20 protein-coding genes are annotated in these 24,303 nt (G+C 68.1%); 5 read left to right on the forward strand and 15 right to left on the reverse strand.

Annotated elements, in window-relative coordinates; all coding sequences use genetic code 11:
* Positions 1–2 precede the first annotated feature (2 nt).
* The 5 genes from hisG to OOT46_RS05025 form a co-directional block, all read right to left on the reverse strand.
* Positions 3–644: an ATP phosphoribosyltransferase gene (gene hisG, locus OOT46_RS05005; protein ID WP_265402486.1), complete on the reverse strand. Its 642-nt coding sequence runs from the start codon at positions 642–644 to the stop codon at positions 3–5.
* On the reverse strand, positions 645–1,904 hold the full coding sequence (gene murA / locus OOT46_RS05010; protein WP_265402487.1) for a UDP-N-acetylglucosamine 1-carboxyvinyltransferase: 1,260 nt from the start codon (positions 1,902–1,904) through the stop codon (positions 645–647).
* A gap of 110 nt (positions 1,905–2,014) precedes the next feature.
* Entirely contained in the window at positions 2,015–2,278 is a 264-nt protein-coding gene (locus OOT46_RS05015) for a BolA family protein (RefSeq protein WP_265402488.1), read from the reverse strand.
* A 113-nt stretch (positions 2,279–2,391) separates the two neighbouring features.
* Positions 2,392–3,168 (reverse strand): ABC transporter permease, encoded by a 777-nt coding sequence (locus tag OOT46_RS05020; RefSeq protein ID WP_265402489.1) that lies wholly within the window; start codon positions 3,166–3,168, stop codon positions 2,392–2,394.
* Entirely contained in the window at positions 3,165–4,103 is a 939-nt protein-coding gene (locus OOT46_RS05025; RefSeq protein ID WP_265402490.1) for an ABC transporter ATP-binding protein, read from the reverse strand. Before OOT46_RS05025 ends, OOT46_RS05020 begins: the two co-directional genes overlap by 4 nt.
* A gap of 103 nt (positions 4,104–4,206) precedes the next feature.
* On the opposite strand from OOT46_RS05025, the gene OOT46_RS05030 reads away from it, so the two are divergent.
* Genes OOT46_RS05030 through OOT46_RS05040 form a run of 3 tightly spaced genes read left to right on the forward strand, consistent with a single transcriptional unit; the run spans position 4,207 to position 6,299 of the window.
* Positions 4,207–4,887, forward strand: coding sequence for a TetR/AcrR family transcriptional regulator (locus OOT46_RS05030; RefSeq protein WP_265402491.1), 681 nt, complete (start codon positions 4,207–4,209; stop codon positions 4,885–4,887).
* A gap of 10 nt (positions 4,888–4,897) precedes the next feature.
* The gene (locus OOT46_RS05035; RefSeq protein WP_265402492.1) at positions 4,898–5,677 is read left to right on the forward strand and encodes a tetratricopeptide repeat protein; all 780 of its coding nucleotides are present in this window, start codon (positions 4,898–4,900) and stop codon (positions 5,675–5,677) included.
* A gap of 4 nt (positions 5,678–5,681) precedes the next feature.
* Entirely contained in the window at positions 5,682–6,299 is a 618-nt protein-coding gene (locus OOT46_RS05040; RefSeq protein WP_265402493.1) for a YitT family protein, read from the forward strand.
* 14 nt (positions 6,300–6,313) lie between these two features.
* Here OOT46_RS05040 and OOT46_RS05045 read toward each other — a convergent pair whose 3' ends face one another.
* Both OOT46_RS05045 and uvrA read right to left on the reverse strand, forming a co-directional pair.
* Positions 6,314–6,619 (reverse strand): hypothetical protein, encoded by a 306-nt coding sequence (locus OOT46_RS05045; RefSeq protein ID WP_265402494.1) that lies wholly within the window; start codon positions 6,617–6,619, stop codon positions 6,314–6,316.
* A complete protein-coding gene (gene uvrA / locus OOT46_RS05050; protein ID WP_265402495.1) occupies positions 6,616–12,291 on the reverse strand; it encodes an excinuclease ABC subunit UvrA in 5,676 nt (1,891 codons plus the stop codon). Before uvrA ends, OOT46_RS05045 begins: the two co-directional genes overlap by 4 nt.
* Before the next feature lie 247 nt (positions 12,292–12,538).
* Here uvrA and OOT46_RS05055 point away from each other — a divergent pair, with 247 nt between their 5' ends.
* Positions 12,539–13,657 carry an ABC transporter substrate-binding protein gene (locus OOT46_RS05055; protein ID WP_265402496.1) on the forward strand — a complete coding sequence of 373 codons (1,119 nt, stop codon included), beginning with the start codon at positions 12,539–12,541 and terminating at the stop codon, positions 13,655–13,657.
* Between the two features lie 96 nt (positions 13,658–13,753).
* Here the strand turns inward: OOT46_RS05055 and OOT46_RS05060 are convergent, their stop codons facing one another.
* The 7 genes from OOT46_RS05060 to OOT46_RS05090 form a co-directional block, all read right to left on the reverse strand.
* Positions 13,754–14,617, reverse strand: a complete 864-nt coding sequence (locus OOT46_RS05060; RefSeq protein WP_265402497.1) for an alpha/beta fold hydrolase — start codon at positions 14,615–14,617, stop codon at positions 13,754–13,756.
* A gap of 34 nt (positions 14,618–14,651) precedes the next feature.
* Positions 14,652–15,776, reverse strand: a complete 1,125-nt coding sequence (locus tag OOT46_RS05065) for a branched-chain amino acid ABC transporter permease (protein ID WP_265402560.1) — start codon at positions 15,774–15,776, stop codon at positions 14,652–14,654.
* A gap of 12 nt (positions 15,777–15,788) precedes the next feature.
* A complete protein-coding gene (locus OOT46_RS05070) occupies positions 15,789–16,826 on the reverse strand; it encodes a branched-chain amino acid ABC transporter permease (RefSeq protein WP_265402498.1) in 1,038 nt (345 codons plus the stop codon).
* 18 nt (positions 16,827–16,844) lie between these two features.
* Entirely contained in the window at positions 16,845–17,597 is a 753-nt protein-coding gene (locus OOT46_RS05075) for an ABC transporter ATP-binding protein (protein ID WP_265402499.1), read from the reverse strand.
* Between the two features lie 151 nt (positions 17,598–17,748).
* Positions 17,749–18,510: an ABC transporter ATP-binding protein gene (locus OOT46_RS05080; RefSeq protein WP_265402500.1), complete on the reverse strand. Its 762-nt coding sequence runs from the start codon at positions 18,508–18,510 to the stop codon at positions 17,749–17,751.
* A 25-nt stretch (positions 18,511–18,535) separates the two neighbouring features.
* The gene (locus OOT46_RS05085; RefSeq protein ID WP_265402501.1) at positions 18,536–19,984 is read right to left on the reverse strand and encodes a PHB depolymerase family esterase; all 1,449 of its coding nucleotides are present in this window, start codon (positions 19,982–19,984) and stop codon (positions 18,536–18,538) included.
* Positions 19,985–20,162: 178 nt separating this feature from the next.
* A complete protein-coding gene (locus OOT46_RS05090; RefSeq protein ID WP_265402561.1) occupies positions 20,163–21,323 on the reverse strand; it encodes a substrate-binding domain-containing protein in 1,161 nt (386 codons plus the stop codon).
* A gap of 539 nt (positions 21,324–21,862) precedes the next feature.
* Between OOT46_RS05090 and OOT46_RS05095 the strand changes: the two genes are divergently transcribed.
* Positions 21,863–22,384, forward strand: coding sequence for a DUF2231 domain-containing protein (locus OOT46_RS05095; RefSeq protein WP_265402502.1), 522 nt, complete (start codon positions 21,863–21,865; stop codon positions 22,382–22,384).
* Positions 22,385–22,401: 17 nt separating this feature from the next.
* On the opposite strand, the gene OOT46_RS05100 is transcribed toward OOT46_RS05095, so the two are convergent.
* The gene (locus tag OOT46_RS05100) at positions 22,402–23,964 is read right to left on the reverse strand and encodes a sigma-54 interaction domain-containing protein (RefSeq protein ID WP_322114232.1); all 1,563 of its coding nucleotides are present in this window, start codon (positions 23,962–23,964) and stop codon (positions 22,402–22,404) included.
* Positions 23,965–24,303 lie beyond the last annotated feature (339 nt).

A 24,303-nucleotide genomic window follows, 5' to 3' on the forward strand; every position in this document is an offset into this window, starting at 1 on the left:
GTTCACCTCTGTGGGATGGCGTTGGAAAAAACGTCGATGAGTCGGCGGATCGGCTCGCGCTTGAGCTTGAGCGCCGCCTGGTTGACGACGAGGCGCGAGGAGATCTCCATGATCTTCTCGACCTCGACGAGCTGATTGGCCTTGAGCGTGCTGCCGGTGGAGACCAGGTCGACGATGGCGTCGGCCAGGCCCGTCAGCGGCGCCAGCTCCATCGAGCCGTAGAGCTTGATCAGGTCCACGTGCACGCCCTTGTCGGCGAAGTGCTGGCGCGCCACGTTGGTGTACTTGGTGGCGATGCGCAGGCGTGAGCCCTGCTTCACCGCCGCCGCGTAGTCGAAGTCGGCGCGCGCCGCGACGCTCATGCGGCACTTGGCGATGCGCAGGTCCAGCGGCTGGTACAGGCCCTGGCCGCCGTGCTCGATCAGCACGTCCTTGCCGGCCACGCCGAGGTCGGCACCGCCATGCTGCACATAGGTCGGCACGTCGGTGGCGCGCACCAGCACGACACGCACGTCGTCCCGGTTGGTCGCCAGGATGAGCTTGCGCGAGGTCTCGGGATCTTCGGTGACCTCGATGCCGGCGGCCTTCAGCAGCGGCAGGGTCTCTTCGAAGATGCGTCCTTTGGACAGGGCTAGAGTGATCATTTACTTGACGCGCTCGATGTCTGCGCCGATGCCGCGCAGCTTGGCTTCCATCTGGTCGTAGCCGCGGTCCAGGTGGTAGATGCGGTCCACCACCGTCTCGCCCTCGGCGACCAGCCCGGCGATCACGAGGCTGGCCGAGGCCCGCAGGTCGGTCGCCATCACGGTGGCGCCCGAGAGCCGCTCGACCCCCTGCACCAGCGCCGTGTGGCCGTCGACCTCGATGCGCGCACCCAGGCGCACCAGCTCGTTGACGTGCATGAAGCGGTTCTCGAAGATGGTCTCGGTGACCTTGGACGGGCCCTCGGCGACGCAGTTGAGCGCCATGAACTGGGCCTGCATGTCGGTCGGGAAAGCCGGGTACTCGCTGGTGCGGAAGGACACCGCCTTCATGCGGCCGTCGCCGCGCACGCGCAGGAAACCCTGCCCCGCCTCGATGACGGCGCCGGCTTCACGCAGCTTCTCGATCACTGCGTCGAGGTGATCGGCCCGCGCCTGGCGAAGCACCACGTCGCCGCCGGCCGCCGCGACCGCGCACAGGAAGGTGCCGGTCTCGATGCGGTCGGGGATGATCTGGTGCGTCGCACCGCGCAGCGACGCCACACCCTGGATGCGGATGCGGCTGGTGCCGTGGCCTTCGATCTTCGCGCCCATCGCGATGAGCATTTCCGCCAGGTCGGGGATCTCGGGCTCCTGGGCCGCGTTCTCCAGCACCGTCTCGCCTTCGGCCAGCGCGGCCGCCATCAGCAGGTTCTCGGTCCCGGTGACGGTCACCATGTCGGTGGTGATGCGGGCGCCCTTGAGGCGGGAGGCCTTCGCGACGATGTAGCCGTGCTCGACCTTGATGTCGGCGCCCATCGCCTGTAGCCCCTTGATGTGCTGGTCCACCGGCCGCGAGCCGATCGCGCAGCCGCCCGGCAGCGACACCCGGGCCCGGCCGAAACGCGCCAGCAGCGGGCCCAGCACCAGGATGGAGGCGCGCATGGTCTTGACCAGGTCGTAGGGCGCCTCGGGTGTGTCGAGCCGGCCGGCGTCGAGCACCACCTCGTCCGGCCTTGCCTCGGAACGCTCGGCGACCACGCCCATGTTACGCAGCAGCTTCAGCGTGGTGCTGACGTCCTGCAGGCGCGGCACCTTGCGCAAGGTGACCGGCTCGGCGCTCAGCAGCGCGGCGCAGAGTTCGGGCAGCGCCGCGTTTTTCGCCCCGGATATCGTGACTTCACCGTTGAGGCGACGGCCACCGCGAATGAGGAGTTTGTCCATGGTGTAGGGGGTGGACCGCCCCGCGCCGCGCTGTCGTCAGGCCCACCATCGGCAGCGTGCCCGAGACGCACGCGCAGGGCCCGCAACCGCGCCGCAGCGGCGGTTGCCGATCAATGGTGGTGGTGGTTGGCCGAGGTCTCAGCCCACTCGGCAGGGGTCAGCGTCTTCATGGACAGGGCGTGGATTTGCTCGCGCATTCTATCGCCCAGCGCCCGGTAGACGCTCTGGTGACGGGCCACCCGGCTCTTGCCCGTGAATTCGGCCGAGACAATGGTCGCGAAAAAGTGACGGCCGTCCCCTTCCACCTCCAGGTGCTCGCAGGTGAGCCCCTGGGCGATGAAATCGCGGACCTCTTGGGGGGTGGGATCGGCCATAGGAAGCGGATTATGACCCAGCCGGGCGGCTTGCGCTCGGCACCGGGCCTTGGCGAAACGTCCGGTTCATTGCTGAAGCGATTCCGGCGACCCCGCCGTGACGTATGCCGCACTCAGTGGCGCAGCTTGTAGCCCGAGCGCAGCAGCTGCAGTGCCACCGCGGCGATCACGACGAAGCTGGTGCCCACCACCGCCAGACTGACCCAGGGCGAGACGTCGCTGACGCCGAAAAAGCCGCGCCGAAAGCCGTCGATCATGTAGAAAAACGGGTTCAGGTGGCTCACACCCTGCCAGAAGGCAGGCAGCGAGTGCACCGAATAGAACACGCCGGACAGGAAGGTCATCGGCATGATGATGAAGTTCTGGAAGGCCGCCATCTGGTCGAACTTCTCGGCCCAGAGCCCGGCGATCAACCCCAGCGAGCCCAGCATGCCGGCGCCCAGCACCGCGAACACGGCGATCCACCACGGCTCCGCGAAGGCCGGCGGCGCGAACCACACGGTGACCAGGAACACCCCCAGCCCGACCGCCAGCCCGCGCAGCACGGAGGCGCCGACATAGGCGGTGAACCAGGCCCAGTGCGACAGCGGCGTGACCAGCAGGAACACCAGGTTGCCGGTGATCTTGCTCTGGATCAGCGAGGACGAGCTGTTGGCAAAGGCGTTCTGCAGCACGCTCATCATCACCAGGCCCGGCACCAGGAAGCTGGTGTAGCCCACCGAGTCGTAGACCCGCACGTGGTCCTCCAGCACGTGGCCGAAGATCAGCAGGTAGAGCACCGCGGTCAGCACCGGCGCCGCCACGGTCTGGAAGCTCACCTTCCAGAAGCGCAGCACCTCCTTGTAAAGCAGCGTGCGCACGCCGGCGAAGCGGGTCGTGACGGCTTTCATCGCAGCGCCTCCAGGTCCCGCTGGGCGGCCCCGGGCTCGGCCTGCATGATTTCCAGGAAAACGTCCTCCAGGTCGGCGCGGCCGATCTCCAGGTCCTCGATCGTGCAGCCGCTCTTGCGCAGGGTCGCGAGGATCTCCTCGACCTCCTGCGCGTCGCGCGCCTTGATCTGCACGATGCGCCCGATCAGGCGGGCGCGCTCGGCCAGCGGCGCCGGCAGCGGGCCGTCGAGCTTGAAGCTGAGCATGGTGCTGGCGGTGCCCGCCAGCAGCGCCGAGGTGCGGTCGAGCGCGACGATGCGCCCGGCCTTGAGCATCGCGATGCGGTGGCACAGGGCCTCCGCCTCTTCGAGGTAGTGGGTGGTCAGCAGCACCGTGTGGCCTTCGCGATTCAGGCGCGCGATGAACTGCCACAGGGTCTGGCGCAGCTCCACGTCGACGCCGGCGGTCGGTTCGTCGAGCACGATCACGGGCGGACGGTGCACCAGCGCCTGCGCCACCAGGACGCGGCGCTTCATGCCGCCGGAGAGCTGGCGCATGTTGGCATGGGCCTTGTCCGACAGCCCCAGGTGGGCGAGCAGCTCGTCGATCCAGTCGTCGTTGTGCTTGACGCCGAAGTAGCCGGACTGGATGCGCAAGGCCTCGCGCACGCTGAAAAAGGGGTCGAAGACCAGCTCCTGCGGCACGATGCCGAGCTGGCGGCGCGCCTGGGCGTAATCGCTGACGACGTCATGGCCGTTGACCAGCACCCGCCCGCCGCTGGCCCGGGAGAGGCCGGCCAGGATGCTGATCAGGGTGGTCTTGCCGGCGCCGTTGGGCCCCAGCAGCCCGAAAAACTCGCCCGGCTGGATGTCGAAGCTGACCTCGCGCAGCGCCTGCAGCGGACCCTTGGGGCCGGGGTAGGACTTGGAAACCTGCTGGAAACAAACGGCTGGCATGGCGGAAGATTGTAGGCAGCACGCCTCCCGCGCGCTGCCGCGGGGTCTTCGCCGTTTCCGCTGCGCCGTGTTTTTGCTAGATTCGTGAAGCACCGGAGCCGCCATGCCACAGAAGAAGCCGCGCCGCACCGCGGAGCGCATCCTCGAAGTCACCCTCGATCTCTTCAACCGCTTCGGCGAGCCCAACGTCTCGACCACCCTGATCTCGGCCGAGCTCAACATCAGCCCGGGCAACCTCTACTATCACTACCCGGCCAAGGACGAGCTGATCAACTCGCTGTTCGACCGCTACGAGCGCGCCCTCGGCGAGGTGCTCGGTGCCGCCGAGAAGGTGCGCAACGTCGACGATGCCTGGCGCTTTTTCCATAGCCTTTTCGAGCTGATCTGGCAGTACCGCTTCCTCTACCGCGATCTCAACGACCTGCTGAGCAAAAACCGCCGCCTGGAGACCCACTTCCAATTCCTGCTCAAGAACAAGTCGCGCGCGGTGCAGGCCCTGCTCGACGGCCTCGGCCGCCACGAAGCCATGCGCATCGCGCCGGCTGAAGCGGCGACGGTCGCCACCGCGATGGTGGTGGTGCTGACCTACTGGCTCAGCTACGAGTACGTGCGCGACCCGCGCAAGGCCCTGGAGCCCGAAAGTGCCTCCGCCGCGCTGGTGCGCGGGGCGCATCATGTGCTGAGCCTGCTGCTGCCCTATCTGGAGCCGCCCGGGAAAGAGCAACTGCTCGCGCTCGTGGCCGGCGAGGGCCGCTCCCCCGACCCCGACCCCGACCCCGACTGAGGAGGCCGCCATGCGACCCTGGAGCGCCTTTCCTTACGAGACCACCGACTACCGCCATGATCCCGAGGCCCTGGAGCGGCTTTGGAGCCGCTTGCATGGCGGCGACGTCGAGCCCTGGCCCGAGGACCCCGCCGTGCAGCGGGCCTGGGCGCTGTTTCACGCCGGCGAGTTCGAGCCGGCGATGCGGGCCGGCCTGGCCGCCGGAGGCGCCGGCGTGGCAGCGGCCAACAAGGCCCAGGCGGTCTATGCCAGCTGCCTGGAGCAGAACGAAGCCCGCAAGCTGGCGCTGCTGCTGGAGGTGGCCGAGCGCGCCGCGGCGCGTCAGCGCGAGGACCCGCAGGACGCCAACGCCTGGTTCTGGCAAGCCTACGCGCTCGGCCGCTATGCGCAGGGGCTGGGCCTGGCGCGCGCGCTGGGGCAGGGTCTCGGGCAGAAAATTCGCCAGGCGCTCGACCGGACCCTGGCGCTGTCGCCGCGCCATGCCGATGCCCACATCGCGCTCGGCGTCCTGCACGCCGAACTCGTCCACACCGCGGGTGAGCGGCTGGCGCGCACGCAGGGGGCCGATCCCGCCGAAGCCCGGCGTTTGTTCGAGCAGGCGCTGGTCTTGCATCCCGAATCGGTGATCGCCAGGATCGAATACGGGTTCGCCCTCGCGGTGTTTGATGGCGAGCAAGGCCGCTTCGACGCCGCGCAGCGATGCTACGAGGAGGCGGCCGCCTGCCGACCGCTGGACGCCATGGAGCGGCTGCATGTCGAGATGGCGCGCGCCCTCCTCACGGAAGATTGAGCTGTTGTCCACCTCCCTGCTCCCCGCCGCCGACCGGCACACCCCCTTCGAGGACGTCCAGGCCCTGTTGATCGGCACCCTGTTCATTTCGCTGGGGGTGGTGATGTTCAAGCACGCCGGCCTGTTGAGCGGCGGCACCGCGGGCCTGGCCTTCCTGCTGCACTATGCCGGCGGCTGGGGCTTCGGCCAGGTGTTTTTCCTGCTCAACCTGCCCTTCTACTGGCTGGCTCGGCGCAAGATGGGACGGGCCTTCACGCTCAAGACCGTCGCCGCGGTCGCGCTGCTGTCGGTGTTCACCGAGCTCCACCCGCTGGTGCTGCGCTTCGAGCGGCTGGAGCCGGCTTACGCCGCGGTGCTCGGCGGCCTGGTGATCGGCACCGGCATGCTGATGCTGATGCGTCACCGCGCCAGCCTCGGCGGTGTCGGCGTGCTGGTGTTCTACCTGCAGGAATCGCACGGCTGGCGCGCGGGCAAGGTGCAGTTGGCCATCGACGGCGGCATCGTCGCGCTGGCCGTCCTGCTGGTCGAGCCGCGGCAGGTGCTCTACTCGCTGCTCGGCGCCGTCGCGCTGAACGGCGTGCTGGCGGTCAACCACCGGCCCGGGCGCTACCTGGCGATGTGAACCCGTGGCGGCCTTCAGCGGCCCTGCCGGCGCGCGACATCGATGAGCGCCTCGGCGACCGCCGAGGTCGTGTTGAGCGCATGCTCGGCCACCTGATCGGCATGGGCGAGCAAGGTCGCGAGCGGGTAGGTGCCGGACACGATGCCGCCATACCAGACCTCGGCGGCCGCAATGTCGTCCCCGCAGCCCTCGGCCGCCGCCCGCAGACAGTCCTCCACCGAGGTGAGGCCGTCGTCCGAGTAGAGCTCGGCCGCGTCGGCGCTGACCTCGTAGGCGTAGCTCGCGGCGCCGGAGCGCTCGATCAGGAAACGCACGATCATGGCTGTCTTCCCAGCACCGGCCGCAGCGCGATGCCTGTGTGGCTGCCCGCGGCGACCACCGCCTCGGGCGTGCCCTCCACCACCACGCGGCCGCCGTTGACGCCGCCGTCCGGGCCCAGGTCGAGGATCCAGTCGGCCTCGGCGATGACGTCCAGGTCGTGCTCGATCACCACCACGCTGTGGCCGCCATTGACCAGGCGGTGCAGCACCCGGATCAGCTTCTCGACGTCGGCCATGTGCAGGCCCACGGTCGGTTCGTCGAGCACGTAGAGCGTGTGTGGCGCCTTCTGGCCGCGCCGCGTGACGTCGTCGCGCACCTTGCTCAGCTCGGTCACGAGCTTGATGCGCTGCGCCTCGCCGCCCGAGAGCGTGGGCGAGGGCTGGCCCAGCGTCAGGTAGCCCAGCCCCACGTCCTTGAGCAGCTGCAGCGGGTGCGAGATGTTGGGCATGGAGGCGAAAAACTCGACCGCCTCGTCGACCTCCATGTTGAGCACGTCGCCGATGCTCTTGCCGCGCCAGGTCACCGCCAGTGTCTCGGCGTTGAAGCGCTGGCCGTGGCAGACGTCGCAGGGCACCTTCACGTCGGGCAGGAAACTCATCTCGATGGTGCGCATGCCCTGCCCTTCACAGGCGTGGCAGCGGCCGTCGCCGGTGTTGAAGGAAAAGCGCGCCGGCGCATAGCCGCGCGCCTTGGCCTCCAGCGTCTCGGCGAACAGCTTGCGGATGGTGTCCCAGAAGCCGACATAGGTCGCCGGGCAGGAGCGCGGCGTCTTGCCGATCGGCGTCTGGTCGACCTCCAGCACCCGGTCCACCCGCTCCCAGCCCTCGATGCCGCCGCAGCCGCTCCAGGCCGGCAGACCCTTGCCGCGGTTGGCGACGATGGCCTGGACGTTGGCCAGCAGCACGTCGCGCGCGAGGGTGGATTTGCCGGAACCGCTGACGCCGGTGACTGCCACCAGCCGGTGCAGCGGCACCCGCACGTCGACGTCGCGCAGGTTGTGCAAGTTGGCGCCGCGCACCGTCAGCACCGCGGTCTCGGCGTTCACCTCGCGGCGTGCCTGCAGCGGGTGGATCAGCGGTCGCGCCAGGAAGCGGCCGGTCAGCGAGTCGGCATGCGCCGCCAGTTCGGATGCCGTGCCCTGCGCGATCAGCCGGCCGCCGCGTTTGCCGGCGCCCGGCCCGATGTCGATGATGTGATCGGCGCGGCGTATGGTGTCCTCGTCGTGCTCCACCACCACCAGGGTGTTGCCCTGGCCGCCCAGCTTGTGCAGCGCGTCGAGCAGGATGTTGTTGTCGCGCGGGTGCAGGCCGATGGTGGGTTCGTCCAGCACGTAGCAGACGCCCTGCAGGTTGGAGCCCAGCTGGGCCGCCAGCCGGATGCGTTGGGCCTCGCCGCCCGAGAGCGTCGGCGCGGCGCGGTCCAGCGTCAGGTAGCCCAGCCCGACCTCGCCAAGGAATTCCAGCCGGCTCTTGATCTCGACGATCAGGTCGCGTGCGATCGCGCCCTCGCGGCCGTCGAGCTTCAGCCCCGCCACCCAGGCGGCCGCGTCGCCGACCGAGCGCGCCGCGATCTGCGCGATCGATGCCTCGCGAAAGCGCACCGCCAGCGACACCGGGTTGAGGCGCGCGCCGTGGCAGGTGACGCAGGGCTGGTCAGCGACGTCCTCGACCTCGGGCTCCGCGAAAGTCTGCTCGCGGCCCTGCTGGTCGTCGCGCTGGGTGTCGTCGTAGGCCTTGCGCTGCTCGCGCGTCAGCTGCACGCCGGTGCCGACACAGTCGGTGCACCAGCCGTGCTTGGAGTTGTAGGAGAACATGCGCGGGTCCAGCTCGGGATAGCTGGTACCGCACACCGGGCAGGCCCGCTTGGTCGAGAAGACCTTGGTGGTGCCGATGCGGTCGGTGCCGCCACCGGCGGCCATCGCCGCGTGCAGTCCGTCCAGAGGCCACAGCAGGTGCATCACGCCCTTGCCCAGTTCCAGCGTGCGGGCCAGCGCCGCGCGCAGCTCGGCCTCGTTGTCGGCACTGATCACGAGGTCCGCGACCGGCAGCTCGATGGTGTGCTCCTTGAAGCGGTCCAGCTTGGGCCAGGGCTCCACCGGGACAAAATGGCCGTCCACCCGCAGGTGGGTGTGGCCGCGGCCTTTGGCCCACTTGGCAAGGTCGGTGTAGAGGCCCTTGCGGTTGACCACCAGCGGCGCCAGCATGCCGACGTGCTGCCCCTTGTGGTCGCGCAGCAGCTGGGCGGTGATCGATTCGGGCGTCTGCGGGCGCACCTCGGCACCGTCGTGGATGCAGCGCTGCACACCCAGCTTGACGTAGAGCAGGCGCAGGAAGTGGTAGACCTCGGTGGTGGTCGCCACCGTGCTCTTGCGCCCGCCGCGCGAGAGGCGCTGCTCGATCGCGACGGTCGGCGGGATGCCGTAGACCGCGTCGACCTCGGGCCGGCCCGCCGGCTGCACGATGCTGCGCGCATAGGCGTTGAGCGACTCGAGGTAGCGCCGCTGCCCTTCGTTGAAGAGGATGTCGAAGGCCAGCGTGGACTTGCCCGAACCCGAGACGCCGGTCACCACACTGAACTTGCCGCGCGGGATGTCGACGTTCATCGACTTGAGGTTGTGCTCCTTGGCATTGACGATGCGGATCACGTCCTCCGCGGCGCGGCGGCTCTCGGCGCGGCGGGCCCGGACCAGCGATTGCAGCGGCAGCCCTTCCTCCGCCCGGGGTGTTGCCAGGCCCAGCGCGGCTTCGTAGTCGCGCAGCGCCTGGCCGGTGTGCGAGCCGCGGTGGGCCTTGACGTCGTCGGGCGTGCCGGTGCAGACCAGCTCCCCGCCCTGCTCGCCGCCCTCCGGGCCGAGGTCGACGATCCAGTCGGCGGCACGGATCACGTCGAGGTTGTGCTCGATCACGATCAGCGAGTGCCCAGCGTCAAGCAGCTTGCGGAAGGCCCGCATCAGCTTGGCGATATCGTCGAAGTGCAGCCCGGTGGTGGGCTCGTCGAACAGGAACAGGGTGCCTTTTTTCGCCACCGCCTGCCGGCTGGAGGTCGCGTTCTTGGCCGCCTCCGCCAGGAAGCCGGCCAGCTTCAGGCGCTGCGCCTCGCCACCGCTGAGGGTCGGCACCGGCTGGCCGAGCTTGACGTATTCGAGGCCCACGTCGACGAGCGGCTGCAGCACGCGCAGCACCTCGCGGTCGTCCTTGAACAGCTGCGCCGCCTCGCTGACGGTGAGCTCCAGCACGTCGGAGATGCTCAGCGCGCGCCAGCCGTCCTCGGCCTCGCGCTCGATGTGCACCTCCAGCACCTCGGGGCGGTAGCGCCGGCCGTCGCAGTCGGGGCAGCGCAGGTAGACGTCGCTGAGGAACTGCATCTCGACATGCTCGAAGCCCGAGCCGCCGCAGGTCGGGCAGCGACCGTCGCCGGCATTGAAGCTGAACATGCCGGCGCTGTAGCCGCGCTGCTGGGCCAGCGGGGCCGCCGCGAACAGGCTGCGGATCTCGTCGAAGGCCCCGACATAGCTGGCCGGATTGGAGCGCGCCGTCTTGCCGATCGGTGACTGGTCGACGAACACCGCGTCGGCAATCCGGTCGGCGTTGAGCAGGCGATCGTGCTCGCCGGGGCTTTCGGTGGCCTTGCCGAAGTGGCGCGACAGCGCCGGGAAGAGCACGTCCTGCATCAGCGTGGACTTGCCGGAACCGCTCACGCCCGTCACGCAGACCAGGCGCTGCAGCGGGAACTCGACCGAAACATTGCGCAGGTTGTGCTCGCGCACGCCCTCGACGGCCAGCTTGGGCGTGCTGTCGTCCACCAGCCGCCGCAGGCCCATGCCGATGCGCTTGCGCCCCCCAAGGTAGGCGCCCGTCAAGGTGTCGGCCTGGCGCAGCGCCTCGGGCGTACCGTCGAACACCACGGAGCCGCCGCGCTCGCCGGGGCCGGGGCCCATGTCGAGCACCCGGTCGGCATTGAGCATCACGGCCGGGTCGTGCTCCACCACCACGAGGGTGTTGCCGGCGTCGCGCAGCCGGTGCATCGCCTCGACGATGCGGTTCATGTCGCGCGGGTGCAGGCCGATGCTGGGCTCGTCGAGCACGAACAGCGTGTTGACCAGCGAGGTGCCGAGCGCGGTGGTGAGGTTGATGCGCTGCACCTCGCCGCCGGACAGGGTGCGGCTCTGGCGGTCCAGGGTGAGGTAGCCGAGGCCGACGTCACAGAGGTATTTGAGCCGGGTGCGGATCTCGTCGAGCAGCAGCTTGAGCGCCTCGTCCAGCATCGAACTGGGCAGCGAGAGCTGGTCGAAAAAGCGCTTCAGCCGCTCGATCGACAGCAGCATCAGGTCGTGCAGGCTCAGGCCGGGCAGCGCCTCGAGCTGCTCGCGCGACCAGGCGGCGCCGACCGGCAGGTGGCGCTTTTCGGGCGGCAGCACCGCGTCGGCCTCGTCCTTGCCGCCCAGGCGCCACAGCAGCGACTCGAGCTTGAGCCGCGCGCCGCCGCAGGCCCCGCAGGGCGTGTAGCTGCGGTACTTGGACAGCAGCACGCGGATGTGCATCTTGTAGGCCTTGCTTTCGAGGTACTCGAAAAAGCGCCGGATGCCATACCACTGCTTGTTCCAGTTGCCGGTCCAGTTCGGCGAGCCCTCGATGACCCAGTCGCGCTGGGCCGGGCTGAGCTGGCTCCAGGCCGTGTCGCGCGGGATGCCGGCCTCGCCGGCGTACTTGAGCAGGTCGTCCTGGCACTCCTTCCATGCCGGCGTCTGCAAGGGCTTGATGACACCCGAGCGCAAGGTCTTGCGGTGGTCGGGCATCACCAGGCCCCAGTCCACCCCGATCACCCGACCGAAGCCGCGGCAGGTTTCGCAGGCGCCGAAGGCCGAGTTGAAGGAGAACATGGTGGGCGTGGGCGCGCTGTAGCGCAGCTCGCTGTCCGGGCTGTGCAGGCCGGCGGAGAAGCGCCAAACGTCGGGCTCGCCCTCCTCGCGGAGCGCGTAGACGTTGACGCGGCCGGCGCCGCGCTTGAGCGCCACTTCCAGCGCCTCGACCACCCGCGCCTTCTCGGTCCCCTGCAGCCGGAAGCGGTCGGCCACGACGTCCAGCACCTTGCGCGGCCCGGTCGGCGTTGCCACCTCGCGCTCCGCCTGCACGCGCGTGAAGCCGCTGGCGGACAGCCATTGCTCGACCTCCTCGGCGCTGGTCCCGCCCGGCAACTCGACCGGGAAGGTCACCACCAGACGCGGCGAGGCCGCGCGGGTGCGCTCCTGCAGCTCGGCATAGATCGATTCCGGGTTGTCTTCGCGCACCGGCCGGGCGGTCTGGCGGTCGAACAGCCGGGCCGCGCGGGCGTACAGCAGTTTCAGGTGGTCGTTCAGCTCGGTCATCGTGCCGACCGTGGACCGCGAGGTGCGCACCGGGTTGGTCTGGTCGATCGCGATCGCCGGCGGCACGCCCTCCACCTTGTCCACCGCCGGGCGGTCCATGCGGTCGAGGAACTGCCGCGCATAGGCGCTGAAGGTCTCCACGTAACGCCGTTGGCCCTCGGCGTAGAGCGTGTCGAAGACCAGGCTGGATTTGCCCGAGCCGGAGGGCCCGGTCACAACCGTCAGTTCACCGGTCTGGATGTCGAGGTCGAGGCTCTTGAGGTTGTGCTGTCGTGCGCCGCGGATGCGGATGACGCCTGAACTCATGGTGGCGGGACTTTCTGGGAGGAATGGCGGGGCCGGCTGGCGAAGCATTCTAGGCAAGCGGCGCGGCCGCGCCGGGCGCCGCCACGATGTCCCCGCAAAGCGCGTCGAACCGGGCTGGCGCCGCGCTGTTTCCGCATGTAAATCCCGCAAGTTTCCTGCGATTCATCACATTGCACAGCTGAATCGACAGGTGACACTGTGCGACGAATTTTCAAGAGGCAAGCTTTTTCGCGGAGAAGGAGGACATATGCAGACAGGACACCTCGTCGCACGCTGGGCCTGTGCACTCGGCCTGTTGACGGCGCTCGGCGCCCATGCGCAGATCGTGGTGGGGCAGACGGCCGGCTTCTCGGGTCCGGTCGCTGCCGGCGTCAAGGAAACCACCGACGGCGCCCGGCTCTACCTGGATGCCGTCAATGCCAGAGGCGGCATCCACGGCCAGAAGGTCGAGCTCGTCTCGCTCGACGACAAGTTCGAGCCCAAGCTCGCGGCCGAGAACGCGCTCAAGCTGATCACGGAGCGCCAGGTGGCGGCACTGTTCCTCACCCGCGGCACGCCGCACACCCAGGCCCTGGCGCCCCTGCTGGTGGCGTACAAGGTGCCGCTGATCGGCCCGTCCACCGGCGCGATGGTGCTGCACGAGCCGGTGCACCCCTATATCTTCAATGTGCGGGCGACCTATCAGCGCGAGGCCGAGCGCGCGGTGCGACACCTCAGCCTGAGCGGCATGGAGCGTATTGCCGTGGTCCACGTCGACGATTCATTCGGCGCGGACGCGATGGAGGGCGCCAGCAAGGGCTTTGCGGGCGTCAACAAGACTCCGGTACTGGTCGAGAAGTTCGACCGCAGCCACCCCGACTTCGGACCGGTGGCCCAGAAAATCCAGGCAGCGGACGTGCAGGCCGTGCTGTTCATCGGCGCCGGCACGGCGCTGGTCGAAGGCACCCGGGCCATCCGCACGGCCGGCTCGCGGGCCCAGGTCGTGACCTTGTCGAACAACGCCTCGTCGGGTTTCGTGAAGTCCATGGGTGAGCTGGCGCGCGGCACCATCATCACCCAGGTGTTTCCCTACGAACGCTCGATCTCGGCGCCCATCGTCAAGGAGGCGCTGGAGCTCGCCAAGGCCAGGGGGGCCAGCGAGGTTTCGCCGGCGATGATGGAGGGTTATGCCTCCGCGAAGGTGCTGGTCGAGGCGCTGCGCCGCGCCGGCCCCTCGCCCAGCCGCGAGCGCATCCTCGCGGCCTTGCACAGCCTGCGCAAATTCGACCTGGGCGGCATGGAGATCAGCTACACACCCAGCGACCACTCGGGCCTCGACTACGCCGACCTGTCCATCATCGACGACCACGGCAGGTTCCGGCGCTGACACGCGCCGGCGCGCCAGCGCCAGGACGGAATCGCGCGGCGCGCCGGACTCGGGGCAGCGGCACGGCCTGCTCCCGCTGCTTCGCCGGCCCTCCCGTCACCCGTAGGACGCCAAGCGCAAATCGTCCGCGGCGAAAAAGCGCGCCACCATCTCCCATTGCTCGGGCACGTTGAGCGCCGGTGCGTGGCCGCAGTTCGGGATCGTCACCGAGACCGCGCAGGGCCCGCGCAAACGCATCTCCTCGACCGTCTCGGCCAGCAGCAGGTCCGAGTGCTCGCCGCGCAGGCAGAGCACCGGGATCTCCAGGCTGTCGTAGGCTTCCCAGAGGTCGTAGTCGTCGGGGTGGTGGGTGAACTGCATGGCCATCGCCGGGTCGTAATGCGTCGTCACGCCACCGCCCGGCAGCCGCCGGGTCGAGGTTTCGGTGAGACGACGCCACTGGGCCTCCGAGAGCCAACCGAAGGGCTTGTAGACGGTCCGCAGGAACTCCTCCAGCTCGGTCACGCGGGTGAACGAGGGCGGGTTGCCGGCGTAGTCGCGGATGCGCATGATCGCGTCGTCCGCCAGCTTGGGACCGTTGTCGTTGAGGATCAGCCGGCGGATGCGGCCGCGCAGCGAGGTGGCCGCCGCCAGGGTGCCGATGGCGCCGCCCATCGAGGTGCCCAGCCAGTGGAAACGCTCGATGCCGAGCTGGTCGACCAGCGAGGTCGCCAACCTCACGTAAAACGACAGCTTGTACTCCTGGACCGGATCCGGGCTCCATTGCGACAGGCCGCGGCCTATGGTGTCGGGGCAGATCACGCGGTAGCGCGTGGACAGGTGCTCGGCCACCTCGTCCATGTCTCGCCCGGTGCGCGCCAGGCCGTGCCAGGCAATCACCGTCTCGCGATGCTGTCCCCCCCATTCGGTGTAGTGGATCTCGCGACCTTCGCAGACCAGGTAGCGCGATGTAAAGCTCATGACTTCTTCCTTGCCAAACCGTTGGCTGAGGGTTTCAGCGGGCGGCGGCGGCCTGGGGCTGCCCCTGAGGTGGTGCTGCGGGCGGGACGGCGGCTGGTGCCTGACTGCTCTGGCGCAGCTTGCCGACGATACCGCTCGGGAAGTGGTAGACGCAGAGCACAAAAAGCACGCCCAGCCAGAGCAGCCAACGGTCGGCCGAGACCAGCTCCGAGATCAGTCCCAGCCCTTCGAAGGTACCCGACGCGGCCCGCATCAGGTCCTGCAGGTAGTTCTGGGCCAGCACGAACAGCACGCTGCCGATCACGGCACCGTAGATCGTGCCCATGCCGCCGATGACCACGATCAGCAGGATGTCCAGCATGATCTCGAAGCTCAGCGAGGTGTCCGGACCGTTGTAGCGCAGCCAGAGTGCCAGCAGGCAGCCTGCCAGCGTGGCGAACAAGGCCGACATGACGTTGCTCAGCGTGCGGTAGACCACGGTGCGGTAGCCGATGGCCTCGGCGCGGAAGTCGTTCTCGCGGATCGCCAGCAGCACGCGACCGAAGGGCGAATTGACGATACGCAGCATCAGGAGCACCAGCGCGGCGGCAGCGGCGAAAACCAGGTAGTAGGTGATCAACCGGCCGTCCACCGTGACGCCGAACAAGGGGCTCTGCAAGGGCTCGAAGCTGGGCGTGAGCGACTCCGGCACGCGGAAGCTCATGCCGTCCTCTCCACCGGTGAAGTGCGACAGCTGCGACGCGAGCGTCTGGAAAGCCGCCGCCACCGCGAGCGTGATCATCGCGTAGTAGATCGCCTTGACCCTCAAGCTGAACAAGCCGATGAGCAAGGACAGCAGCATCGACAGCAGCAGGGCCGCCCCGGCACCGACGGCCAGCGCACTCCAGCTCGCCCCCATGCGGGCGGAGGCGATCGCGATGCCATAGGCCCCGATGCCGAAGAACATCGTGTGCGCGAAGCTCACGATGCCGGTATAGCCCAGCAGCAGGTCGTAGCTCGCGACCAGCACGATGAAGATCAGGATCTTCGCGGCGACGTTGAGCGAGCGACTGCCCGGCATCACGAAGGGGACCAGCAGCAGGCCCAGGAAGATCACGACCAGCAGCGCGGCGAGCCAGCGGCTGCGCGGCAGGTCGTGGGACAACAAGTGCTTCAGCATCATGGAAGCTCCTCAGCGGTTGTGGACCGGGTACAGGCCCTGCGGACGCCACAGCAGGATCAGCACCATCAGGCCGATGTTGGAGAACAGCGCGGCCTTGGGAAACAGGAAGCCGGTGTAGTTGGCCATCAGCCCGACCAGCAGCGCACCGACGAAACAACCCAGCGTGGAGCCCATGCCGCCGATGATGATCACGATGAACAGCAGCACGTTGACCTGCGCCCCCATCTGCGGCACCACCATCTGCTGGTAAAGGCCCCACAGCACGCCGCCGAGGCCCGCGAGCGCAGAACCGACGACAAAAACGCCGATGAACAGCCGCCGGATGCGGTAGCCCAGGCTCTCGACCATCTCGCGGTCCTGCACGCCGGCGCGGATCAGCAGGCCGATCTTGGTGTTGTTGAGCAGGTAGAGCATCGCGGCCAGCACGCCCAGCCCGATGGCCACCGCCAGCACGCGGTACTTTTCGATGGCCGCGTCGCCCAGCAGGATCGCACCGCGCAACGCGTCGGGCAGCGGCAGCGGGATCTGCTGCGGGCCCCAGATCACCTTGATGATCTCCTCGCCGATGATCATGCCGCCCATCGTGATCAGGATCTGCTTCAGGTGCTGCCCGTAGACCGGCCGCACCACCACCCGCTCGAACGCATAACCGATGGCGCCGGCCACCGCCATCGCGACCGCCATGGCGGCGAACACGGCCATCACGTTCTGCACCAGCGAAGCGCTGCCGGTCCAGTCGGACATGCCGCCCAGCACGCTGGTGGCCACGAAGGCGCCCAGCGCGATGAACACGCCGTGGCCGAAGTTGAGCACGTCCATCAAGCCGAACACGAGGGTCAGGCCCGAGGCGATGATGAAGACGATCATGCCCATCGCGAGGCCCGCGACGGTGAGCGTCATCCACGTGGGCAGGGAGCCGACCAGGGGCAGTGCGACGACGGCCAGCACCACCACCAGCAGCAGCGGCGTCAGATCGAAACGCGTGCGCGGCACCTGGGCGCCGGCGGAACTGCCCGGCGCGGGGGCGGGAACGGTAACGGTATTCATGGCGGAGACCCTCCAGATTTATTGATGCGCCTGCAGCGACAGGCCCAGCAGCCGATGCTGCAACTCCTCGTCCTCGACCAGGTCGCTCATGCGGCCGTGGTGGACGACGTGGCCGTCGTCCATCACGGCGACGCTGTCGCCCAGGGCCTTGGCCATGCCGAAGTTCTGTTCCACCATCAGGATCGAGGTGGCCGTGCGCTTGAGTTCGCGCAGCGCGGTGATGAGGTTTTGCACGATGGCGGGCGCGAGACCCTTGCTCGGCTCATCGATCAGCAGCAGCTTGCGCGGCTCGATGATGGCGCGCGCCACCGACAGCATCTGCTTCTGCCCGCCCGAAAGCTTGCCGGCCGGGTAGAGCCAAAACTTCTTCAGGGCCGGGAAAAATCCGAAGATCCACTCCAGCCGGTGCGTGTCGATGTCGTCGATGCTGCGGGCGTGGCGCGCCGCCAGCAGCAGGTTCTCCTTGACGCTCAGGTCGGCGAAGATGCCCATGGTTTCGGGCACGTAGGCGACGCCGCGCTGGGCGATGTCCGGCGTCGCCAGCTGCCGACCGGGGCTGGCAAGGACATGACCGTCGAAGCGAACCTGGCCCTGGCTGGCCTGCCAGAGGCCCATGATGGTCCTCAAGGTGGTCGTCTTGCCGGCGCCGTTGCGGCCCAGCAGCATCGTGACCTGTCCGCGCGGGACTTCCAGGTCGACACCGTGGAGGATGTGATAGGCGCCAATGTGGGTGTGGACGCCTTCGAGGGTGAGGATGGGTGTGCTGCTCATGCAAGACCTCATGCAGGACTGTGGCTGGCGCTGCGGACACGGGCGAGGCGCCGGGGCTGCCCCCTCCCGGGTCCCGCGGGCTGGCCGCGCCCCGCTGGGGCCGCGGCACCTGAAAGACGGCGGCAGGTCGCGCCGGAGGACTGCGGGAACGTCATGCTGCCTCCAGGACCGTGCCCATGTAGGCGTTTTGCACCACCGGCAGCGCCATCACCAGGGATGGCTCTCCGTCGGCCAGCAGCTGCCCGTTGTGCAGCACGATGATGCGGTCGGCCAGCTCGCGCACCACATCCATCTTGTGCTCGACCAGCAGGATGGTCTTGTCGCGGCGTTGCTTGAGTTGGCGGATCAGGTCGAGGACCACCGGCACCTCGTCCACGCTCATGCCGGCGGTCGGCTCGTCGAACATGTAGACCTTGGGGTCGAGCGCCATCATCAGCGCCACCTCCAGCTTGCGCTGGTCACCATGGGGCAGGCTGGCGGCTTCGGCATCGGCCTTGTCGGCCAGGCGCACCGCATCAAGCACGGCGCGCGCCTCCTCGATCAGCTGGCGGTGATCGAGCCAGACGCTCAGGAAGCGCAGCCCGCCGCCATGGCGGGACTGCACAGCCAGGCGCACGTTCTCGAGCACCGACAGCTTGGGGAACAGCTGCGTGAGCTGGAAGGCCCGTCCCAGGCCGCGGCGCGTGCGCAGCGGCGCAGGCAAGTGGGTGATGTCTTCCCCATCCAGGGTCACGGACCCGCTGCTGGCCCGGATCTGACCCGAGATGAGGTTGAAATACGTCGTCTTGCCGGCGCCGTTGGGCCCGACGATGGCGGTCAACGTGCCCGGCTGGAAGGCACAGCTGACCCGATCCACCGCGACGTGCCCGCCGAAGCGAATGGTGAGATCCCTGGTTTCAAGCGTACCGCTCATGTACCGTTCCCCTTTGTCGAACAGGCTAGGTGCAGCTGCCCAGGACGTAGTGGTCCTGGCCGGTCTGCTTCAAGGTGGTGACTGTCGCCGGCGTCCACAGGCCCATCTTCTGACCCGACCCTTTGGCATAGGCGAAGCCGGACTGCTGATAGGCTCGGCCCGCCGACACATGGGCATAGTTGGACGCCGTGGTGCAGGAGGCCGTGACCCCGGTGGTCTTGCCGGTCGCGCCGGCCGAGGGACGGCTCTCGCCGCCCTGCCCATCGACCGACTTCACCGTCCAGGTGTAGGTGGTTCCGGGCTGCAGACCGGTGTCCTTGTGGCTGGTGCCGGTGACCGCCTGTGCGGTGACGCGTGAACCGTTGCGGTAGACGGTATAGCCCGCTGCACCCTGGACCGAGGACCACGCGATGTTCATGCTGGTGTTGGTCGCGCCCGAGGTGCTGACGCCCGTCGGCGGCGCCAGCCCGGACACCGGCGCGCCCGAACTGACGCGGTCCACCATGGCCTTGATCGCGCGCATCTGCGGCCCCGACTTCTTGGCGTAGTCGGGGCTGTCGTAACCCCACCAGTCCCAGCACCCGTTGGTTGCCAGGATGCTCGTCTGCGGATAGATCAGCACCATGTTGTTGGTGTCGGCCCAGCGGTTGTAGCCGGTGTTCTGCACGTACTGCTGGCCGACCGTGGCCGTGTTCTGCAGGCAGCCATGCAGCACCACATGCAACTTGCATCGCGTGCCGGCGGCGCAGCTCTGCGGCACATAGGCCCAGCCGGTGTTCGCCATCGCATGGCCGTTGACGAAAGCGGTCTGGTCGAACTCGATCAGCCTGCCGGTCAGCTGGCCGCTGTTGCGTGGATTCAGCGGGCCGTGGAGGTGGTTGAGGATCTGCCCGGCGAGGTCGAAGTTGCAGTCGCTGATGTAGGGCGCCGCCTTGGTCGCGCAGTCGTTCCCATAGTCCTCCGTGACGAAGGCATGCTCGGCATTGATGTCCTTTCTATAGACGATGTTGGCTGCCGGCACAAAATTCTTGTAATAGGTCAGCAGGTCGTTCATCACCGCCGTCCGGACCGCGCTGTCGAGCAGGCCCGAGAACATGTAGACCTTGGATCCGCTGAGGTTCTCGAGCGGGTCGATTTGACCGCTCGCGGCCCAGTTGCGGGTGGTGGTCACGAGGTTGCTGAGCGGGATGCCGCCCGAGTGCGTCATGCAGCGGCCGGTCGCGTTGAGGACCGTGCCTTCAGCACAGTAGAAAGGTCCGCCCGCGACGACGCCGGCCCCTCTTTTGAAGGTCGAAGAATAGGCCACATGCAATTGCACCGCCATGTAGCCGCCCGAGGACAAGCCCGAAACGCCAACCTGGCTTGCATCGATGGACAGCTGCGGCAAGGGCGCAGCCTGAAGGGATGTTGCCAGCGCCACTGCGGCACCGGCGATCCAGCCTTTCTTGGAATGGAACTTGTGGTGTTGTCTCATTTCTGTCTCCTGCTCTGGTGAGGGTAAAGACCCTCCCGCTGTTCTGCTTCCGGCACGAGTCCACCCATGGCCCGAGGGATCGGGCCGAGGTCGCTCGCATCTTCGAGGCAGCCCGGCTTGTCGCTCCGGGTCAGTCGGGGTCAGCGCAGGCGGGTAAGGCCTGGCGTGCTGCAGGGATTCAACGCTTGTTGCGTATCGGCACCTGCATTTCTTCTGGCTTGATCTCCCGCACCAGTTCAGGCACGCCCCAGGCGAAGGCCGGGTCGGCTTTGATCCTGAAGTGGTACATCGACTGCATGGCCTGATGGTCTTCGGGGCGGAAGGTCATGCGGCCCTTCGGGCTGTCGAAGCTCATGCCCTCCATGGCCTTGATCAGCTTGTCGGAGCTGGTATCGCCATCGGTCTTCTTCAGCGCCTCCACCAGCGCGATGCCGGCCGACATGCCCCCGGCGGTGAAAAAGTCGGGCGGTCCTTTGAACTTGCCGTAATGGTTGGCGACCAGCCATTCGTTGACCGGATTTTTGGGAATGCCAAAGTAGTAGTAGGTCGCGCCTTCCATGCCCGGGAACTGCTTGTAGGCCGTCATCGCGGGCAGGATGTTGCCGCCGGTGGCGATCTCGATACCGTAGCGCTTGGGATCGAGGTCGGCGATCTTGAACGGGTTGCCGGCACCAGCCCAGATGATGAAGATCACCTTGCGGCCCGGCTGGTCCTTGAGCTTGTCGAACAGCCGCTGTGCCCCGGCGGTGAAGTCGGTCGTGTTGGTCGGCAGGTACTCCTCGTGAACCAGCTTGGCCTTCTTCAGCGCCCCCTTGAAGGCCGCCACGCCGTCGCGGCCGAAGGCGTAGTCCTGAGCCAGCGTGGCGATCGAGGTGCCCTCCTTGTCGAGCGCCACCGCGTTGGAGATCGCATCCTGCGAACTGTTGCGGCCGGTGCGGAAAATGAACTTGTTCCACTTCTCGCCGGTGATGGAGTCGGCCACTGCCGGCTCCACCAGCAGCAGCTTCTTGTACTCCTCGGCCACCGGCAGCATCGCGAGCGCAACACCGGAAGAGGTCGGCCCCACGGCCACATCGGCCTTGTCGTCGGTATAGGCCGCGGCCAGCAGCGACTTGCCCACGTCGGGCTTGCCCTGGTCGTCCTTTTCCAGCACGACGATCTTCCTGCCCGCCACCGTCATGCTGCCGCGAGTGGCATATTCGAGGCCGAGCAGGAAGCCGGCGGCGGACTGCTTGCCGTAAGCTTCGAGAGGGCCGGTCTTGCTATAGATATGGGCCACACGGATGTCCTTGCCTTGCGCGATGGCGGCACCGGCGGCACAGGCCAGTGCAGCTGCCATGCAGGCAAGCAGGCCCCGGGGGGCGAAACGGAAGCTCATGTTGTTGTCTCCTTGGATTTTGGGATGGGCGTCGGCCTTCAGCCCTTGCCGCTCCGGCGGCAGGAGATGGAACTGCAAGGTATGTGCCAACAATTCACGCTAGTGCCAAGGGCTTGAAAACGTTACGGTTTTCGCCTGGCATCAGGGTTAATACGGCTGTCGCAATGCCCAGGATCCTCACAGCGTTAACCCGCGAACAGCGCCTGAAATCCAGACAGATGTCCGAAGTCAGGACATTCGCCAAGAGGCCCTCGTCGATCCGCCAGGGGGCATTGACGCAAGATCGTGATGCTTTCCACGCCAACATCCGTTTTCCGCCGCTGGGAGAACGTGCCGCACGACGGGGGTTCCGCGTCCCCGGACCTGCACGGCGGGTTTGACTCGCCCCTGTGTCTGGGAGCTGGTCAAGCCCGCAAGAACACGCTCCCGGGCCTGCGGCTTGCTGTGGAAGCGGTGAGGCCCGCACTGCCTGCGGGCCCGGCCCACTCGAAGGAGCTGTCATGGAAAGTCGCGCAAAGCTGCTCGGTCATCCGGTGCACCAGGTGCTGGTGGTCTTCCCGCTCGGGCTGCTGTCCACCGCGGTCATCTTCGATCTGATCTTTCTCGCCAACAACGATCCCATGATGTCGGCGGTCGCCTATTGGCTGGTGGCGGCCGGCCTGGTCGGTGCGTTTGCGGCGGCGCCTTTCGGCACGCGCGACTGGCTCGCCATCCCGTCCGGCACCCGTGCCAAGCGCATCGGCGCGCTGCACGGCGGTGGCAACCTGGTGGTGACCTTGCTCTTCCTGGGCAGCTGGATGCTGCGGCCCGAGCCGCCCGGACCGTCGCCCTGGCTGGCCTTGTTGCTGTCCTTCGCCGGCGCTGCACTGGCATTGGTGACCGGCTGGCTGGGCGGAGAGCTGGTCGACCGCCTCGGCGTGGGCGTCTCGGACGACGCCCATGTCGATGCACCCAGCTCGCTCAGCAAGCGTGGCGCGGCCACCGCCCCGCCGCGCGAGCAGCCCTGGGCCCGGCCGCGCTGAAACCGGGGAGCATCGTCTCAGGTCTTGACCAGCCCGCGGCTGGCCAGCTTCTCATATAGCGTCGCGCGCGAAATGCCTAGCAGGCGCGCCGCGGCGAGCTTGTTGCCGCCGGTCGCCTCCAGGGCTGCTTCGATGGAGCGACGCTCCAGTTCCGCGATGGCCTCGGGCAGCGGCCGGATCGCCGGCGCAGCGCCGGGTTCGGCCTCGGCCTCGGCCTCCGCCGGCTGGCCGGGCGCGGCCGTCTGCGGCAACGGCGGGGCCGCCGGCGCGGCCAGCTCACCCTGGGGTAGCACGCGGCGGAAATGCTGTGCGTCGAGCCGGAGGTCGTCGCACAGCATCGTGACCTGCTCGAGCACGTTGCGCAGCTCCCGAATATTGCCCCGCCAGGGATGGCGGCGCAGCACCTCGAAGGCCTCGGGGGTGAGCTCGCGGTGCGGCATGCCACTGCGCCGCGCGACGTCGTTCTCCAGCGCCTCGACCAGGGCCTCCAGGTCGCCCAGCCGCTCGCGCAGCGCCGGCAACCGGATCGGCACGACATTGAGCCGGTAATACAGATCCTCGCGGAAGCGACCTTCGGCGACCAGCCGCGGCAAATCCCGACTGGTCGCGGCAATTACCCGCACGTCCACCTTGATCACCTGGTTGGAGCCGAGCGGCTCGATCTCCTGCTCCTGCAGGGCGCGCAGCAGCTTGGCCTGGAGCGGGCCGGGCATGTCGCCGATCTCGTCGAGGAACAAGGTGCCGCCGTCGGCGAGCTTGAACTTGCCGTCCCGGTTGCGCCGGTCGGCGCCGGTGTAGGCCCCCGGCGCGACGCCGAAAAACTCGGCTTCGAGCAGGGCGTCCGGGATGGCGGCGATGTTGACGCCGATGAAAGGCCGCGCGGCGCGCGCGGAGGCGCCGTGGATCGCATGCGCCAGCAATTCCTTGCCGGTGCCCGTCTCGCCCAGCAGCAGCACCGTGCTCTCGGTCTGCGCCACCCGCCGGGCCTGCCGCTTGACCTCCACCACCTGAGGGCTGGCGCCGATGAAGCTGGCGAAGTTGTACTTGGGGCGGCGCTGTTCCGCGAGCTGTTTGCGGGCATCGTCGAGCTCGCTCTGCAGCCGGGAGAACTTGCGAATCAGCGGCTGCATGGTGCTTTCCGGGTGCGCCATCAGGACCAGGCCCAACGCGCCGATGACCTGCCCGCCGGGATCCCGGAGCGGAATGCGACTGACCAGGAAGGTGCCGGCCTTGTTGGTCAGCAGATCCACCAGCACCGGCCGGCCGCTCTGGATGACCTCGCGCATCAGGGTGTTGGGCACCACTTCCTCGACGGCATGCCCGACGAAATCGGATTCGTGCTGAAAGCCCAGGCCCGGCAGGAACTGCTTGTAGCCCTCGCTGATCCAGACCACCCGGCCCAGCCGGTCGACCACCATCATGCCTTCGGCCGTCTCGGCGAACAGCTGGAACATGGAGCGGGCAGTCAGCTCCAGCACGCTGCGGGCATCCCGCGGCAGGTCGGTGGCCTGGACCACGTCGTCCAGAGGTGAGAGGGAGCTTGTCACTCTCCCATGGTACTGCGCGGCCGGTCCCCTCATGCCACTCCCCGCTTCGCCCGCGCTCGCGGCAGGGCGTACGGAGGCGGCACAGCGGCCGCGACCGGGACAGCGGGCGTCATCAGGGGGGACTGACGGGCTGGGGCAAGCAGGCTCATCTCCGGGGCTCTCCTTTGTGGTCAGGGGTAGCGGGGGCTCATGCATCGTGAACAAAGCCGCTCGCCTGGGCCATCCCTTGTCCTTGGGGCCCCACCTACTCCTGAGGCCACGCAGCGAAAAAGTCAATTCAGGTTTTCCGGGCGTCGCCGACAACACCGCTCGGGGACAGCCGTGCCTGAGCCTCGCCGTCCTGGTCGAGACATCGCGGCGGGGGCGAAGGCC

This window comes from Aquabacterium sp. A7-Y, assembly GCF_026153205.1.
Taxonomy (GTDB): Bacteria; Pseudomonadota; Gammaproteobacteria; order Burkholderiales; family Burkholderiaceae_C; genus Caldimonas.

Bases quoted from the DNA above. Each gene is read 5' to 3' on its own strand.
- hisG (WP_265402486.1), bottom strand. From the start codon at position 644: ATGATCACTCTAGCCCTGTCCAAAGGACGCATCTTCGAAGAGACCCTG.
- murA (WP_265402487.1), bottom strand. From the start codon at position 1,904: ATGGACAAACTCCTCATTCGCGGTGGCCGTCGCCTCAACGGTGAAGTC.
- OOT46_RS05015 (WP_265402488.1), bottom strand. From the start codon at position 2,278: ATGGCCGATCCCACCCCCCAAGAGGTCCGCGATTTCATCGCCCAGGGG.
- OOT46_RS05020 (WP_265402489.1), bottom strand. From the start codon at position 3,168: ATGAAAGCCGTCACGACCCGCTTCGCCGGCGTGCGCACGCTGCTTTAC.
- OOT46_RS05025 (WP_265402490.1), bottom strand. From the start codon at position 4,103: ATGCCAGCCGTTTGTTTCCAGCAGGTTTCCAAGTCCTACCCCGGCCCC.
- OOT46_RS05030 (WP_265402491.1), top strand. From the start codon at position 4,207: ATGCCACAGAAGAAGCCGCGCCGCACCGCGGAGCGCATCCTCGAAGTC.
- OOT46_RS05035 (WP_265402492.1), top strand. From the start codon at position 4,898: ATGCGACCCTGGAGCGCCTTTCCTTACGAGACCACCGACTACCGCCAT.
- OOT46_RS05045 (WP_265402494.1), bottom strand. From the start codon at position 6,619: ATGATCGTGCGTTTCCTGATCGAGCGCTCCGGCGCCGCGAGCTACGCC.
- uvrA (WP_265402495.1), bottom strand. From the start codon at position 12,291: ATGAGTTCAGGCGTCATCCGCATCCGCGGCGCACGACAGCACAACCTC.
- OOT46_RS05055 (WP_265402496.1), top strand. From the start codon at position 12,539: ATGCAGACAGGACACCTCGTCGCACGCTGGGCCTGTGCACTCGGCCTG.
- OOT46_RS05060 (WP_265402497.1), bottom strand. From the start codon at position 14,617: ATGAGCTTTACATCGCGCTACCTGGTCTGCGAAGGTCGCGAGATCCAC.
- OOT46_RS05065 (WP_265402560.1), bottom strand. From the start codon at position 15,776: ATGCTGAAGCACTTGTTGTCCCACGACCTGCCGCGCAGCCGCTGGCTC.
- OOT46_RS05070 (WP_265402498.1), bottom strand. From the start codon at position 16,826: ATGAATACCGTTACCGTTCCCGCCCCCGCGCCGGGCAGTTCCGCCGGC.
- OOT46_RS05075 (WP_265402499.1), bottom strand. From the start codon at position 17,597: ATGAGCAGCACACCCATCCTCACCCTCGAAGGCGTCCACACCCACATT.
- OOT46_RS05080 (WP_265402500.1), bottom strand. From the start codon at position 18,510: ATGAGCGGTACGCTTGAAACCAGGGATCTCACCATTCGCTTCGGCGGG.
- OOT46_RS05085 (WP_265402501.1), bottom strand. From the start codon at position 19,984: ATGAGACAACACCACAAGTTCCATTCCAAGAAAGGCTGGATCGCCGGT.
- OOT46_RS05090 (WP_265402561.1), bottom strand. From the start codon at position 21,323: ATGGCAGCTGCACTGGCCTGTGCCGCCGGTGCCGCCATCGCGCAAGGC.
- OOT46_RS05095 (WP_265402502.1), top strand. From the start codon at position 21,863: ATGGAAAGTCGCGCAAAGCTGCTCGGTCATCCGGTGCACCAGGTGCTG.
- OOT46_RS05100 (WP_322114232.1), bottom strand. From the start codon at position 23,964: ATGAGGGGACCGGCCGCGCAGTACCATGGGAGAGTGACAAGCTCCCTC.